General features: G+C 68.8%; 14 protein-coding genes. 10 read left to right on the top strand and 4 right to left on the bottom strand.

The window, feature by feature from the left end:
* From ACIA8G_RS15170 to ACIA8G_RS15140, 7 genes are all read left to right on the top strand, one after another.
* Positions 1 to 834: a F0F1 ATP synthase subunit delta gene (locus ACIA8G_RS15170; RefSeq protein ID WP_396419666.1), complete on the top strand. Its 834-nt coding sequence runs from the start codon at positions 1 to 3 to the stop codon at positions 832 to 834.
* 46 nt (positions 835 to 880) lie between these two features.
* Positions 881 to 2527 (top strand): F0F1 ATP synthase subunit alpha, encoded by a 1647-nt coding sequence (atpA, locus tag ACIA8G_RS15165; RefSeq protein ID WP_396419039.1) that lies wholly within the window; start codon positions 881 to 883, stop codon positions 2525 to 2527.
* An 8-nt stretch (positions 2528 to 2535) separates the two neighbouring features.
* Entirely contained in the window at positions 2536 to 3450 is a 915-nt protein-coding gene (locus ACIA8G_RS15160; protein WP_396419038.1) for a F0F1 ATP synthase subunit gamma, read from the top strand.
* Positions 3443 to 4879 (top strand): F0F1 ATP synthase subunit beta, encoded by a 1437-nt coding sequence (gene atpD, locus ACIA8G_RS15155; RefSeq protein WP_396419037.1) that lies wholly within the window; start codon positions 3443 to 3445, stop codon positions 4877 to 4879. The genes ACIA8G_RS15160 and atpD overlap by 8 nt, the downstream gene beginning before the upstream one ends.
* Positions 4880 to 5044: 165 nt before the next feature.
* Entirely contained in the window at positions 5045 to 6211 is a 1167-nt protein-coding gene (locus ACIA8G_RS15150) for an MFS transporter (RefSeq protein WP_396419036.1), read from the top strand.
* 15 nt (positions 6212 to 6226) lie between these two features.
* Positions 6227 to 7738: an ABC transporter transmembrane domain-containing protein gene (locus ACIA8G_RS15145; protein WP_396419035.1), complete on the top strand. Its 1512-nt coding sequence runs from the start codon at positions 6227 to 6229 to the stop codon at positions 7736 to 7738.
* Positions 7735 to 9465 (top strand): ABC transporter ATP-binding protein, encoded by a 1731-nt coding sequence (locus tag ACIA8G_RS15140; protein WP_396419034.1) that lies wholly within the window; start codon positions 7735 to 7737, stop codon positions 9463 to 9465. The genes ACIA8G_RS15145 and ACIA8G_RS15140 overlap by 4 nt, the downstream gene beginning before the upstream one ends.
* Here ACIA8G_RS15140 and ACIA8G_RS15135 read toward each other — a convergent pair.
* Both ACIA8G_RS15135 and ACIA8G_RS15130 read right to left on the bottom strand, forming a co-directional pair.
* Positions 9462 to 10682: a hypothetical protein gene (locus tag ACIA8G_RS15135; protein ID WP_396419033.1), complete on the bottom strand. Its 1221-nt coding sequence runs from the start codon at positions 10680 to 10682 to the stop codon at positions 9462 to 9464. The genes ACIA8G_RS15140 and ACIA8G_RS15135 overlap by 4 nt on opposite strands.
* Positions 10673 to 11161: a SigE family RNA polymerase sigma factor gene (locus ACIA8G_RS15130; protein ID WP_396419032.1), complete on the bottom strand. Its 489-nt coding sequence runs from the start codon at positions 11159 to 11161 to the stop codon at positions 10673 to 10675. Before ACIA8G_RS15130 ends, ACIA8G_RS15135 begins: the two co-directional genes overlap by 10 nt.
* A gap of 107 nt (positions 11162 to 11268) precedes the next feature.
* Between ACIA8G_RS15130 and ACIA8G_RS15125 the strand changes: the two genes are divergently transcribed.
* The gene (locus tag ACIA8G_RS15125) at positions 11269 to 11634 is read left to right on the top strand and encodes a F0F1 ATP synthase subunit epsilon (RefSeq protein WP_396419031.1); all 366 of its coding nucleotides are present in this window, start codon (positions 11269 to 11271) and stop codon (positions 11632 to 11634) included.
* A gap of 22 nt (positions 11635 to 11656) precedes the next feature.
* Entirely contained in the window at positions 11657 to 12088 is a 432-nt protein-coding gene (locus tag ACIA8G_RS15120) for a DUF2550 domain-containing protein (RefSeq protein WP_396419030.1), read from the top strand.
* Positions 12089 to 12145: 57 nt separating this feature from the next.
* Here the strand turns inward: ACIA8G_RS15120 and ACIA8G_RS15115 are convergent, their stop codons facing one another.
* The gene (locus ACIA8G_RS15115) at positions 12146 to 12718 is read right to left on the bottom strand and encodes a cob(I)yrinic acid a,c-diamide adenosyltransferase (RefSeq protein WP_396419029.1); all 573 of its coding nucleotides are present in this window, start codon (positions 12716 to 12718) and stop codon (positions 12146 to 12148) included.
* A 35-nt stretch (positions 12719 to 12753) separates the two neighbouring features.
* Between ACIA8G_RS15115 and murA the strand changes: the two genes are divergently transcribed.
* Positions 12754 to 14022 (top strand): UDP-N-acetylglucosamine 1-carboxyvinyltransferase, encoded by a 1269-nt coding sequence (murA, locus tag ACIA8G_RS15110; protein ID WP_396419028.1) that lies wholly within the window; start codon positions 12754 to 12756, stop codon positions 14020 to 14022.
* Here the strand turns inward: murA and ACIA8G_RS15105 are convergent.
* A complete protein-coding gene (locus ACIA8G_RS15105) occupies positions 14012 to 14299 on the bottom strand; it encodes a hypothetical protein (protein ID WP_396419027.1) in 288 nt (95 codons plus the stop codon). The two genes, murA and ACIA8G_RS15105, sit on opposite strands and share 11 nt — an antisense overlap.
* Between the last annotated feature and the right edge of the window lie 93 nt (positions 14300 to 14392).

Here is a 14392-nt window from a genome sequence, read left to right as displayed (position 1 = left end):
CTGCCGATGACGTTGCATGCCGCAAGTCGTGAAGCTCTGGCAGCCGCTGAACTGCGGCTGCTGGAGCTGGCCGATGCCACCGCGTCGACCGGTGACCTCGCCAAGATCGGTGAGGAGTTCTTCGCCGTGCTCGGCCTGCTGATCGAGCAGCCGGCACTGCGTCGCACCGCCGCCGACGCCTCGTCGGAGCCCGCCGGTCGTGAGCAGCTCGTTCGCGGACTGTTCGCGAGCAAGGTGAGCGACGCGACCCTGCAGGTCCTGGTCGCCGTCGTGACCGCGCGCTGGTCCAGCCCGCGCGAGCTCGTCGACGGTGTCGAGTCGCTCGCGCGCACCGCGCTGCTGGTGCGTGCCGAAGGCGACGGCCAGCTCGACTCGGTGGAGGACGAGCTGTTCCGGCTCGGCCGCATCGTGGCGGGCTCGCACGAGCTCGAGCTGCTGCTGGCGGACCCCGCCGGTGCCGTCGACGGCAAGGTCGTGCTGGTCGACTCCCTGATCGAGGGCAAGGTCAGCCCGGTCACCAAGACGCTGGTGGACCAGCTGGTCCGCAACCCGCGCGGGGTGCGCGTGGCGGACGGGCTCTCCGAGCTCGCCGACCTGGCGGCCAAGCGCCGTCAGCGTTCCGTCGCGCACGTCCGGTCCGCGGTGGAGCTGACCGCGGAGCAGATCGACCGCCTGACCGCGACGCTGACCACGATCTACTCGCGCCCGATCGCGCTGCACGTCGAGGTCGACCCGGCCCTGGCCGGCGGCCTCACGATCAAGATCGGCGACGAGATCATCGACGGAAGCATCGCCGGCCGGTTGGCGGCACTGCGCCGCAATCTCGCCAGCTAGCCCCCGAGCCCTTTCCCAAGAACGAAGAAGTGAGAGCAGGAACGACATGGCGGAGCTGACGATCTCGTCGGACGAGATCCGCAGTGCGATCGAGAAGTACGTCTCGAGCTACTCCCCGGAGGTCAGCCGGGAAGAGGTCGGAACCGTCTCCGAGACCTACGACGGCATCGCCATCGTCGAGGGACTTCCGGGCACGATGACCAACGAGCTGCTCGAGTTCCCCGGCGGCGTCCTCGGCGTCGCCCTGAACCTCGAGGTCCGCAACATCGGTGCGGTCATCCTCGGTGACTTCGACAAGATCGAAGAGGGCCAGGAGGTCCGCCGGACGGGCAAGGTCCTGTCCGTGCCGGTCGGCGACGGCTTCCTCGGTCGCGTCGTCAACCCGCTGGGCCAGCCGATCGACGGCCTCGGTGACATCGTCGCCGACGACACCCGCGCCCTGGAGCTGCAGGCCGCGTCCGTGCTGCAGCGTCAGCCGGTGTCCGAGCCGATGCAGACCGGCATCAAGGCCATCGACGCGATGACCCCGATCGGTCGCGGTCAGCGTCAGCTGATCATCGGTGACCGCAAGACCGGCAAGACCGCGGTCTGCATCGACACGATCATCAACCAGAAGAAGGCCTGGGAGTCGGGCGACCCCAAGCAGCAGGTCCGCTGCGTCTACGTCGCCATCGGCCAGAAGGGCTCCACCATCGCGGGCGTCAAGACCGCGCTGGAGGAGGCGGGCGCACTCGAGTACACGACGATCGTCGCCGCCCCCGCTTCTGACTCCGCCGGCTTCAAGTGGCTGGCGCCGTACACCGGCTCGGCCATCGGCCAGCACTGGATGTACCAGGGCAAGCACGTCCTGATCATCTTCGACGACCTGACCAAGCAGGCCGAGGCGTACCGCGCGATCTCGCTGCTGCTGCGCCGCCCGCCGGGCCGCGAGGCCTACCCCGGCGACGTCTTCTACTTGCACTCGCGTCTCCTCGAGCGTTGCGCGAAGCTCTCGGACGAGCTCGGTGGCGGTTCGATGACGGGTCTCCCGATCATCGAGACCAAGGCGAACGACGTGTCGGCGTACATCCCGACCAACGTCATCTCGATCACCGACGGTCAGTGCTTCCTCGAGTCCGACCTGTTCAACGCCGGTGTCCGCCCGGCCGTCAACGTGGGTATCTCGGTTTCCCGCGTCGGTGGTGCCGCGCAGATCAAGGCGATGAAGGACGTCGCGGGCTCGCTGCGTCTGGACCTGTCGCAGTTCCGCGAGCTGGAGGCCTTCTCCGCGTTCGCGTCCGACCTCGACGCCGCGTCGCGCGCCCAGCTGGACCGCGGTGCCCGTCTGGTCGAGCTGCTCAAGCAGGGCCAGTACTCCCCGGTCCCCGTCGAGGAGCAGGTCGTCGAGATCTTCGCCGCGACCAAGGGCCACCTGGACGACGTGCCCGTCGCGGACATCCGCCGCTTCGTCGCGGACTTCAAGGACTCGCTGCGCCGCAACCACGCGGACCTGCTGAGCAGCATCGTGGAGACCAAGAAGTTCCCCGAGGACTCGCAGAAGCGCGTTGTCGCGGCCGTCTCCGAGTTCAAGAAGCAGTTCACCGCTTCGGACGGCACGACCATCGTCAACGAGGCACCTGAGAAGGCGCTCGACGCCGACAAGGTCGCTCACGAGTCGGTGAAGGTCCCCAAGCCCGAGCCCACCAAGAAGTGATCTGAGCCATGGGCGCACAGATTCGGGAGCTACGCCAGCGGATCCGAACGGTCAACTCGACCAAGAAGATCACGAAGGCGTACGAGCTCATCGCCACGTCTCGCCTCGCCAAGGCGCAGACCAGGGTCGCGGCCTCGCGCCCCTACGCGGACGAGATCACGAACGTGCTCTCCGCGTTGGCCGAGGCCTCGGCGAACCTCGACCACCCGCTGCTGACGGAACGCAAGAACCCGAAGCGCGCCGCTGTCCTGGTCGTGACCAGTGACAAGGGCATGTGCGGTGGCTACAACGCCAACGTCCTCAAGGCCGCCGAGCAGCTGATCCAGCTGCTCAAGTCCGAGGGCAAGGAGCCGGTGCTGTACGTGACCGGCCGCAAGGCGATCGGGTACTACACGTTCCGCCGTCGTGAGGTCACCGCGTCGTGGAGCGGGTTCTCGCAGACCCCGCACTACGTCAACGCCGTTGAGGCCGGTGACGCGCTGGTGGAGGCGTTCCTGGAGGGCACGGAGGACGGTGCGCAGGGCGTGGACGAGATCCACGTCGTGTACACCGAGTTCAAGTCCATGCTGAACCAGACGCCGACCGCCAGGCGGATCGCGCCGATGGACGTCGAGTACACCGGCGAGACCCCCAAGGGGCCGCGTGCGGTGTACGACTTCGAGCCCAGCGCGGAAGCGCTGCTCGGTGCGATGCTGCCCAAGTACGTGAAGACCCGGCTGTTCTCCGCCATGCTGGAGGCGGCGGCATCGGAGTCGGCGGCACGCCGCACGGCAATGAAGGCCGCGACGGACAACGCGACGGAGCTCGTCCGGAACCTCAGCCGGGCGGCGAACTCGGCCCGTCAGGCCCAGATCACCCAGGAGATCAGCGAGATCGTCGGTGGCGCCTCCGCGCTTACCGGTGGCGCAGGAAGTGATGAGTGACATGAGTGCTACTGCCACCACCACCCGCACCGGCCGTGTGGTCCGGGTGATCGGTGCGGTCGTCGACGTGGAGTTCCCGCGCGACGCCGTGCCGGAGCTGTTCAACGCCCTGAACGTGGAGATCACGTTCGAGGCCGTCGCCAAGACGCTGACCCTCGAGGTCGCGCAGCACCTCGGCGACAACCTCGTCCGCACCATCTCGATGCAGCCGACCGACGGTCTGGTCCGCGGCGCCACGGTGTCCGACACCGGCAAGGCGATCTCGGTGCCCGTCGGCGACATCGTCAAGGGCCACGTCTTCAACGCCCTCGGTGACTGCCTCGACTCGCCCGGCCTCGGCCGCGACGGCGAGCAGTGGGGCATCCACCGCAAGGCGCCTGCCTTCGACCAGCTCGAGGGCAAGACCGAGATCCTCGAGACCGGCGTCAAGGTCCTCGACCTGCTCACCCCGTACGTCAAGGGCGGCAAGATCGGCCTGTTCGGCGGCGCGGGTGTCGGCAAGACCGTGCTCATCCAGGAGATGATCACGCGTATTGCCCGTGAGTTCTCCGGTACGTCCGTGTTCGCCGGTGTCGGCGAGCGCACCCGTGAGGGCACCGACCTCCTCCTCGAGATGGAGGAGATGGAGGTCCTCCAGGACACCGCGCTGGTGTTCGGTCAGATGGACGAGCCGCCGGGCACGCGTATGCGCGTCGCCCTGTCCGCTCTCACGATGGCGGAGTACTTCCGCGACGTGCAGAACCAGGACGTGCTGCTCTTCATCGACAACATCTTCCGGTTCACCCAGGCCGGTTCCGAGGTGTCGACCCTGCTGGGCCGCATGCCTTCGGCCGTGGGTTACCAGCCGACGCTGGCCGACGAGATGGGTGAGCTCCAGGAGCGCATCACCTCGACGCGCGGTAGGTCGATCACCTCGCTGCAGGCCATCTACGTGCCCGCGGACGACTACACCGACCCCGCCCCGGCGACGACCTTCGCCCACCTGGACGCGACGACGGAGCTTTCCCGTCCGATCTCCCAGAAGGGCATCTACCCGGCCGTCGACCCGCTGTCGTCGTCGTCTCGAATCCTCGAGCCGTCGATCGTCGGCGAGGAGCACTACCGGGTCGCCCAGGAGGTGAAGCGAATCCTGCAGAAGTACAAGGAGCTGCAGGACATCATCGCCATCCTCGGTATGGACGAGCTCTCCGAGGAGGACAAGGTCCTCGTCGGTCGCGCCCGTCGCCTCGAGCGCTTCCTCGGCCAGAACTTCTTCGTCGCGGAGAAGTTCACCGGCCAGAAGGGCTCCTTCGTGCCGATCAAGGAGACCGTCGAGGCGTTCGACCGCGTCTGCAAGGGCGAGTTCGACCACTACCCGGAGCAGGCGTTCTTCTCCTGCGGCGGGCTGGACGACGTCGAGGCCAACGCCAAGAAGCTGGCCGGCAACTAAGACTGCCGTCTTCGAAGGGCCGTTCCTCCTTTGTGGAGGGGCGGCCCTTCAGGCGTTTCGGGGCGCACTAGGTTTCCATTCAGTGGAAAGCCCCCTCGCTGCTCGCCGGGGTGTCGCCGCACGATGCACGGCAACACCAGGGGCCCTCAGCGAGGAGGAAAGCGCGTGAACAAATGGGTGTTGCCGCTGTGTTGGGCCGCCGTCCTGCTCGACGGCTTCGACCTGGTCGTGCTCGGCACGGTGATCCCCGTGCTGTTGCAGGAGAAGCTGCTCACCACGGCGTCCGCCAGCGCGGTGTCCACGGCCGGTCTGGTCGGGATGATGCTGGGCGCATTGATCATCGGCACGATCACCGACGTGATCGGGCGCCGCAAGGTGATGATCTTCGCGGTGGCCGGGTTCTCGGCGTTCACGCTCGCCTGTGCGCTGGCGCAGGACGCGACGACGTTCGGCGTGCTGAGGTTCCTCGCCGGGCTGGGGCTCGGTGGCTGCCTGCCCACGGCGATCGCGATGGTCAACGACTCGCGGCCGCAGCAGGGTGGCCGGTCCACCACGCTCATCATGACCGGGTACCACGTCGGTGCGGTCATCACGGCGCTGCTCGGGATCGTGCTGATTCCCCAGCTCGGGTGGCGGGCGTTGTTCGTGGCCGGGGCGTTGCCGGCGCTGGTGCTGATTCCGCTGATGGTCAAGCACCTGCCGGAGACGGTGGCGCGCAAGGCCCCTGCGCGGGAGGCCGTCGGGTCGCTCTTCAAGCCGGGGCTGCGCAAGGCCACGGCGGCGTTCTGGATCGCCTCGTTCATGGGGCTGCTGCTCGTGTACGGGCTCAACACGTGGCTGCCGCAGATCATGCGCAGCGCGGGATACGAACTCGGCACGGCGCTTGCTCTTCTGCTCACGCTCAACATCGGTGCGGTGCTCGGGTTGCTGATCGCGGGTGCGGTGGCCGACCGGATCGGCATCAGGCCCGCGGTGATCGGGTGGTTCTCGGCGGCGGTGGTGTTCCTGGCGCTGCTGAGCATCAAGTTGCCGGGCGTCGGCGTGTACGTGGCGGTGCTGCTGGCCGGGTGCTTCGTGTTCAGCGCGCAGGTGCTGGTCTACGCGTACGCCGGGCGGGTCTACGAGGAGAACCGGGCGACCGGCATCGGATGGGCCGCCGGGATCGGCCGGCTCGGCGCCATCAGCGGGCCGTTGCTCGGTGGCGCGCTCCTCACGGCCGGGCTGGCGCATCCGTGGGGCTTCTACGCCTTCGCCGCGGTGGCGGCACTGGGCGCGGTCGCGATCACCGCGGTCGGGGCCAGGTCGAATTCGGTGGTCGAGCACGCCGCGTGATGGCACTGTCGGGGTATGCCCCGACATGCGCCGTACGACGATCCGGGGACGCCCGACGTCCGCTCGCCCTGGCGGTACCTGTGGTGGCTGGTGCGGATGCAGCCGTGGCGGGTGCTCGCCGGGGCGTGGTGGGGGTCGCTGTGGATGTGCGGGCTGATCCTGCCGCCGTACCTCATCGCACAGGCCATTGAGGACGGTCTCCGGGCCGGGAACCGGCAGGCGCTCGTGTGGTGGAGTGTCGCGTTGGTCGTGGTGGCGGGGTTGCTGGCGATCGCCGGGATGTTCCGGCACCGCACGATGTCGTTGGTGCGCACCGATGCGGCTCTTCGCACGGCCCAGGTGGTGGTCCGGCACGTCACGCGGCTTGGTGGCGTGGTGCGGCGGAGGTTGTCCAGCGGTGAGCTGACCTACGTGCAGAACGGTGACACTGCGCGGATCGCACACGCACTCACCAGCACCGGGCCTGGGGTCGGGGCGGTGATCGCGTACGCGGTGACGGCCGTGTTGCTCGTGCGGATCTCGCCGCTCGTTGCGGTAGTGGTGTTGCTGGGTGTGCCGGTGCTGGCCGTGGTCACCGGACCGGTGATGCGCAGGCTGCACGCGGTGGAGACCGGTTATCGGCACAGTCAGGGCGAACTGGCGGCACGGGCCGGGGACATCGTGGCCGGGCTGCGGGTGCTGTCCGGGATCGGCGGCAAGCCGGCGTTCGAGGAGCGTTTCCGGGCGATGTCCCGCGAGGTGCTCGCCGACGGCTACCGGGTGTCGCGGTGGGTGAGCTGGGTGCAGGCGCTCACGTTCGGGCTGCCGGCGCTGTTCCTCGCGGTCGTCACGTGGATCGTGGCGCGGATGGCGGTGACCGGGGCGATCACGATTCCCGAGATGGTCGCGGTGTACCTGTACGTCACGACGTTGATCATGCCGGTGAGCTTCTTCATCGAAGGTGCGGACTCGATTCCGCGGGCGTTGGTGTCGGCGCGACGGGTGATCGACGTTCTGTCGTTGCAACCGGATCCCAAGGACACCGACGCCGAGGCGTTCGACGTGAAGAGTGGCGCGCTGACGGTCGTCGTGTCCGAGAACGCCGCGGCGGCAAGAGAAGCCGTGGAACGGTTGCCCGGTCAGGTCGTCGTGGCCGACAACGACGACTACCTGTTCCGCGGGCCGGTGCGCGACGCGGTGTCGGTCGCGGACCACGACGACAGCGAGCTCGATCAGGCTGTGTGGGCGGCGGCAGCGGCGGACGTCGTGGAGGCGATGCCGGACGGGCTCGACTCCCACCTGGAATCGCAGGGCCGCAACGTGTCCGGCGGTCAGCGCCAGCGACTTCGGCTCGTCCGGGCGTTGATCGGCGAACCGGAGGTGCTGGTGCTGGTGGAACCGACATCGGCGCTCGACGCGGTGACCGAGGCGGCGGTGGCGCAACGGGTGCGGGAGGCCAGATCCGGGCTGACGACCGTGGTCGTGTCGTCTTCGCCGTTGTGGGCGGGGCAGGCGGACCAGGTGATTCACCTGGAGGAGGCCCGATGAACCGGCTCCCGATCGCGGACCGCCGCGAGGTCCGGCAGGCGGCCGTGCGGTTGTTGCACAGCGAACGGCGTGCGCTCGTGGCGGTTCTCGGCCTCACCGCGCTGGCGGCGTTGTCCGGCCTGGTCGGGCCTTACCTGCTCGGCAAGATCGTGGGCGGGGTGGACCGCGGTGAGATCACGCTGTCCACTGTGGATGTTCTGGCGCTGGGCGTGCTGGGCGCGGCGGTGGCGCACCTGTTGCTGGTGCGGTACAGCAGCTTGCTGACCGCACGGCTGGGCGAGCGGCTGCTGTCCTCGTTGCGCGAGGAGGCCGTGACCCGCACGCTGGCGTTGCCCGCACGGGTGGTGGACCGGCTGAGCACCGGCGATCTGCTCACGCGGGTGTCGAGCGACGTAGGCACGGTCGGCACGACGCTGCGCGACAGCGTGCCCGAGGTGCTCGCGGGGCTGGTACACCTCGTGGTCGTGTTCGCGGCGATGTTCCTGCTGGATCCGGTACTCGGCCTGGTGACACTGGCCGGGTTGCCGTTCGTCGCCTGGGTGACGCGGTGGTACCTCGCCCGTGCCCGCGACGCGTACCTCGTGGAGACCGAGGCCGCCGGTGACGTGGCGGAGCTGACCGCGGCGGTCGGCGAGGGCAGCCGGACGATCGAGACCTACGGGCTGCGCACCAGGATGGTCGCCGCCGCGGACGATGCCATCGCGCGCTCCTACCGGTCGCGGCTGCGGACGTTGCGGCTGCGCAACGTGCTGTTCCCGGTCAGCAGCTTCGTCAACACCGTGCCCACGGCGTTGGTGCTGCTCGTTGGCGGCCTCCTGTACGCGGCCGACGGCGTGCAGATCGAGGTCGTGGTCACCGGCAGCCTCTACGTGTGGCGGCTCGTCGAACCGATGGACCGGATCCTGTTCTGGGTGGAGGGACTGCAGCGCGGCGGCGCGTCGTTCGCCCGCGTGGAGGGGATCGGTGCTCACCTCGAAGCCGCGCCCGAGGTCGGTGAGCCGACTGACGACCGCATCGAGGTACGCGGAGTTCGGTACTCCTATGTGGACGGTCACGAGGTGCTGCACGGAGTCGACCTCGTTGTACAGCCGGGCGAACGGCTTGCGGTCGTGGGTGTGTCCGGTGCGGGCAAGTCGACGCTGGGCAGGCTGATCGCCGGCGTCGACCGGCCGGCGGAAGGCTCGGTGCTCGTCGGCGGGGTGCCGGTCGCGGATCTCACGGCGGCGGGTGACCAGCGGATCGTGCTTGTCACGCAAGAGCATCACGTGTTCATCGGCACGTTGCGGGAGAACCTCGCGATGGCCGCCCCCGACGCTGCCGACGAACGGCTCGTCGCGGCACTGCACACCGTGGACGCGGGCTGGTTCGACGACCTGCCGGCAGGGCTGGACACCGAACTCGGAGCGGGCGGGCTGCAGCTGGATCCCGCTCAGGCACAGCAACTCGCGCTCGCACGGGTGGAGGTCGCTGATCCGCACACGTTGGTGCTCGACGAGGCGACGTCCTCACTCGACCCGGCAACGGCGAGGCACGCCGAGCGCGCGATCGCGGCCGTGCGGGAGAGACGCACGGTGATCGCGATCGCGCACCGGTTGCAGACCGCGCGTGACGCCGACCGGATCGCCGTCGTCGACGCGGGCCGGGTCGTGGAACTGGGCTCCCACGACGATCTGGTGGCCAGAGACGGCACTTACGCGACGCTCTGGCGTTCGTGGCAGGGCGGTTAGGACAGCGGAACCATGGTGGTGGCGCCGTTGCGGAACACGGCCACCTCGGTCGTGCCGGGCGGCGCCAGCCACGCGTCCCTGCGCTCGTCGGGGCCCAGCAACGACCCGCGGTCGGCGAGGATCGTGCCCTGGTTGTCCGGCAACGCGATCCGCACCGGCACCGCCGCACCCTTCACCGCCGGGCCACCGGGCAGCACGCGGTCGAACGTGCCGTCGGGCTGGTAGAGCGCGCCGAGCAGTTCCCCGTTCGCGTCCAGCACCACCGCGTACCGGCCGTCCGGAAGCCAGGCACGCACCTCCCAGTCCACGTAGCGGCCTGGCGTGCTGCCGTAGTCGAGGTAGCCGCGCTTCTTCAGGTCGTAGACCCTCGACCCGTCCGGCTCCTTGCCGGGGCCGCTGGGTTCCTGACGGCTCGACGCCCACATCACGTCCATCCAGCCGAGGCCGGGGCGCGCCTCCACCACCTTCATCTGCTTGATCTCCTGGCGCGCGAGGAGCTGTTCGGCCGTGAAGTCGTGCGGGGCCGGAACCGTGTTCGCGCGCACGAACACGGGCTTCGCCATGGCGCCGGTCTGCACCACGGCCACTCCGCCCGTGAACGAGGGCTCCTGCCACTCGCGCGAGTACCTCAGGTCCGGTCCACGCACCGGGTTCGCCGACCAGAAGACCCGCTGCCCGAGGTCCAGCACCACGTACGTCGGTTCGGGACCGTCGACGAGGTAGAGGCCGCGCTCGTTCCCGGCGCCCCGGTAGGACACCTCCTGGTCCACCACGGTGCCGCGATGCACCAGGCCCACGAGCGTCTGCGGGCCGGGCGCGTTGTGCACCCGCACCTCCTGCACGATCAGCGACGCGGGGCCGTTCGCGGTGTTCGCCGCCCAGAACACGTGGGCGTCCGTTGAGATCTCGCTCACGATGTCACCGGTCGACGACTCCCTGTCCCACACCGCGAGCGACCGCTTGATGAACTCGGCGTCACTCGCCAGGTCACCCGTCGTCGTCGCGGTCAGCCGCGCGTCCGCCGCCGTCTGCGGTTCGGGGGAGGAGCGGGTCAGCACCACCCCCGCGGTCACGCCTGCCAGCAGCGCCACCGCCGCGGTGATCGCGACCAGCTTGCGCGTGTGCCGTCGTCGAGCCCCGGCCATGACGTCCCCCACGAATCCCGGCCGCACGTCCAGGTCGGCCGTCGCGGCCTCCATTGCGTCTTTCAGTTCCACGTCAGCACCTGCTCACCCATCAGCTCCCGCATGCGGGCCAGGCCCCGCGAGGTCTGGCTCTTCACCGTGCCGACGCCGCAGCCGAGCGTGCGGGCGGTCTCGGCCTCGCTGAGGTCGTCGAAGAACCTCAGCACCAGAACCGCGCGCATCTTCTTCGGCAACTGCGCCAACGCCCGCACCACGCTGTCCGTGTCCACGACCTGTTGCTCGTGGCCCCTGGTCGTCGGCGTCTCCGCGTGTTCCATCGGTGCTTCCGGCTTGCGGGCACGCCGCCGCCAGCGGTTCGCCGCCGCGTTGGCCATCGCTTTTCGCGCGTAGGCTTCTGGCGAGGTCCTGATCCGGCGCCACTTGCCGTACATGTTCATCAGGACGTCCTGCAGAATGTCCTCGGCGGCGGCTTTGTCACCGCCGCAGAGCAGGTAGGCGGTGCGCAGCAGTGCCTGCGAGCGCAACGCAACGAAGTCTTCGAAGTCCTGCATGTCCCCCCTCCGGCGGTTGTCGAACGTACTGACACCGGGCGGGGCGGCGAGGTTGTCAGGCACTCGTTTAGACTTCGGTTCGACTCCAGACGACGAGGGAGATACGCGTGGCCGAGATGACCGTTGAACTGGTCGCCGTTGAACGCCGCCTGTGGTCCGGTAAGGCCACGTCCGTTTCGGCGCAGACGACCGAGGGTGAGATCGGCATCCTGCCCGGTCACGAGCCCGTTCTCGGTCAGCTGGTCGAGGGTGGTGTGGTTCGAGTCCGCACGACGGACGGTGCGCTTGTCACCGCCGCCGTGCATGGTGGCTTCCTCTCCGTGACCGGCACCGGCGTATCGATTCTCGCCGAGGACGCCGAGCTCGCCGGCGAGATCGACGTGGACGCGGCGCGAACGGCGCTGCAGGACGCGGATGACGCCGAGCGCGCACGTGCGGCCGCGCGCGTGCGGGCCGTGGAACAGTCGGCCTGAGACCGGGCGCGAGGACCCTGCCGTGGGGATCACCGAGATTGCCGGATTGATCCTTCTTGGGGTGGCGATCGTCATCGCCTACTTCGCCTGGCGCCGCATCCGGCTGCTGCGTGAGGGTGGCGTGCACGTCGCGCTGCGCAGTGTGTTCGACGATCGTGGGCGTGGCTGGCACCTGGGTGTGGGGCACTACCGGGGCGACTCGTTCGCCTGGTTCCGGGTGCTCTCGCTCGGGTCGGGGCCTGATCAGCTGATTTCCAGAGACGGACTCGAGATCGACGCGCGCCGCGAGCCCACAGGGCCGGAGGCGTACGCGATGCCGGCAGGTGCGATCGTGCTGCGTTGCCGCTCCGGCTCTGGTGAGGTCGAGATCGCGATGGGCCCGGACGCACTCACAGGATTCCTGTCCTGGTTGGAGTCAGCGCCTCCGGGCCGTTCCATTCCCTGGGCTTCTTAATGCCATGAGGGTGACCTTCATGGACCTCAGGTCCATGAAGGTCACCCTCATGGCACTTCAGGCGTTCTCGCCCGGCTGCCAGAGGACGTCGCCGTCCGGGTTCGCGACGCGGGCCAGGATGAAGAGCAGGTCGGACAGGCGGTTGAGGTACTTCGCCGTCAGCACGTTCGTGTGCTCGGCGTCGTCCTCGATCAGCGCCCACGCCCGGCGTTCCGCGCGGCGCGAGATCGTGCGGGCCTGGTGCAGCAGAGCCGCGCCCGGCGTGCCGCCGTTCAGGATGAACGAGTCGAGCTTGCCCAGCCGCTCGTTGAACGTGTCGCAGTACCCCTCCAGGCGGTCCACGTACGCCTGGGTCACGCGCAGCGGCGGGTACTTCGGCTCCGGCACGATCGGCGTGCAGAGGTCCGCTCCGACGTCGAAGAGGTCGTTCTGCACCTTGCGCACGACCTCGTACACGTCAGGAGCCAGCTGGCCGAGCGCCAGCGCCACGCCCAGCGACGCGTTGGTCTCGTCGACGTCCGCGTAGGCCTCGATGCGAGGCGAGGTCTTGGGCACGCGGGAGAAGTCGCCGAGTCCGGTCGTGCCGTCGTCGCCGACCCGTGTGTAGATCTTGGTGAGATGCACCGCCATGAGTGCACTTTATGACTCGTACGTAGGATTGCCCCGTGAGTGAGCATTTCCGGGTACACGGTGGCGCACGTCTGGTCGGCGAAGTTGATGTCGTCGGCGCCAAGAACAGCGTCCTCAAGCTGATGGCAGCAGCACTCCTCGCGGAGGGCACCACGACCATCACCAACTGCCCGGACATCCTCGATGTCCCGCTGATGGCGGACGCGTTGCGGAGCCTGGGCTGCGAGGTCGAGCTCGAAGGTGACGTGGCGAGGATCACCACGCCTGCCGAGCTGAGCTACCACGCCGACTCCGAGGCGATGGGCAAGCTGCGCGCGTCGATCTGCGTGCTGGGGCCGCTGGTCGGCCGCTGCAAGCGCGCGGTCGTTGCGCTGCCGGGCGGTGACGCGATCGGCTCGCGGCCGCTCGACATGCACCAGAGCGGGCTCGAGAAGCTCGGCGCCAAGACCTGGATCGAGCACGGCTGCATCGTCGCCGAGGCCGAGGGCCTGCACGGCGCGCAGATCTGGCTGGACTTCCCGAGCATGGGCGCCACCGAGAACATCCTGATGGCGGCCGTGCTGGCGAACGGCACGACGGTCATCGACAACGCCGCGCGTGAGCCCGAGATCGTCGACCTGTGCCTGATGCTCAACCAGATGGGCGCGAACATCGAGGGCGCGGGCACCTCGACGTTGACCGTGCACGGCGTGACGGAGCTCAAGCCGACCGAGCACCGCGTCATCGGCGACCGGATCGTCGGTGCCACGTGGGGCTTCGCCGCCGTCATGACGCGCGGCGACGTGCGGGTGCGCGGAGTGAACCCGCACCACCTCGACCTGGTGCTGGAGAAGCTGCGCATGGCGGGCGCCGAGGTCACCGTCTACGAGGGCGGCGAGGACGAGGGCTTCCGCGTGGTCATGGACGGCCGGCCGAAGGCGGTCGACTTCGTGACGCTGCCGTACCCCGGTTTCGCCACGGACAACCAGCCGTTCGCGATCGCGCTGTCCGCGGTCTCCGAGGGCACCTCGATGATCACCGAGAACCTGTTCGAGGCGCGGTTCCGGTTCATCGACGAGATGATCAGGCTCAGCGCCGATGCGCGCACGGACGGTCACCACGCGGTGATCCGCGGAATCGAGAAACTGTCGAGCGCCCCGGTGTGGGCCAGCGACATTCGTGCAGGTGCAGGGCTTGTGCTGGCCGGTCTGTGCGCCGACGGGGCCACCGAGGTCTACGAGATCTTCCACATCGAGCGCGGTTACCCTGGGTTCGTGGAAAACCTCCGCAAGCTCGGTGCCGACGTGGAGCGCGTCAGCTCTTGAGCACCAGCCGCGCGTTCGCGACGTCCGCCGGGAACACCATCACCCGGTACGGCGCGTGCCGCGAACGCGTGGCACGCACCCCGTTCGCCTTCAGCTTCTGCACGAGGACCTTCGCCGCCTCCTCCGTGGGGACGAGGGCCACCTCGCTCAACAACCCGAAGTCCGTGCCGTCAAGATCCGGCACGGGCCGTTTGTCGTTGCCCACGAAGTACCTCAGCGCCAGAGCCAGTAGGCCGATCACGCCGAAGACGATTGCCGCCTGGTAGATCCCCGTCACCCCTTCATGATGCTCTGCCGTCACGATTCAGTGAGCAAGCGCACGCGCAGCAGGAGTTACCGGCCAGTACGCTCCATTGAACAACGTTGTGGG

Origin of the sequence: Lentzea sp. NPDC051213 (assembly GCF_044455585.1) — a bacterium.
Taxonomy (GTDB): domain Bacteria; phylum Actinomycetota; class Actinomycetes; order Mycobacteriales; family Pseudonocardiaceae; genus Lentzea.
The sequence above is the reverse complement of the archived record's forward strand: the minus strand, read 5'-3'. Positions and strand labels throughout refer to the sequence as shown.

What these genes read in the sequence shown, in the direction of transcription:
- atpA (WP_396419039.1), top strand. Translation starts at nt 881, where the DNA reads ATGGCGGAGCTGACGATCTCGTCGGACGAGATCCGCAGTGCGATCGAG.
- ACIA8G_RS15160 (WP_396419038.1), top strand. Translation starts at nt 2,536, where the DNA reads ATGGGCGCACAGATTCGGGAGCTACGCCAGCGGATCCGAACGGTCAAC.
- atpD (WP_396419037.1), top strand. Translation starts at nt 3,443, where the DNA reads ATGAGTGACATGAGTGCTACTGCCACCACCACCCGCACCGGCCGTGTG.
- ACIA8G_RS15145 (WP_396419035.1), top strand. Translation starts at nt 6,227, where the DNA reads ATGCCCCGACATGCGCCGTACGACGATCCGGGGACGCCCGACGTCCGC.
- ACIA8G_RS15140 (WP_396419034.1), top strand. Translation starts at nt 7,735, where the DNA reads ATGAACCGGCTCCCGATCGCGGACCGCCGCGAGGTCCGGCAGGCGGCC.
- ACIA8G_RS15130 (WP_396419032.1), bottom strand. Translation starts at nt 11,161, where the DNA reads ATGCAGGACTTCGAAGACTTCGTTGCGTTGCGCTCGCAGGCACTGCTG.
- ACIA8G_RS15115 (WP_396419029.1), bottom strand. Translation starts at nt 12,718, where the DNA reads ATGGCGGTGCATCTCACCAAGATCTACACACGGGTCGGCGACGACGGC.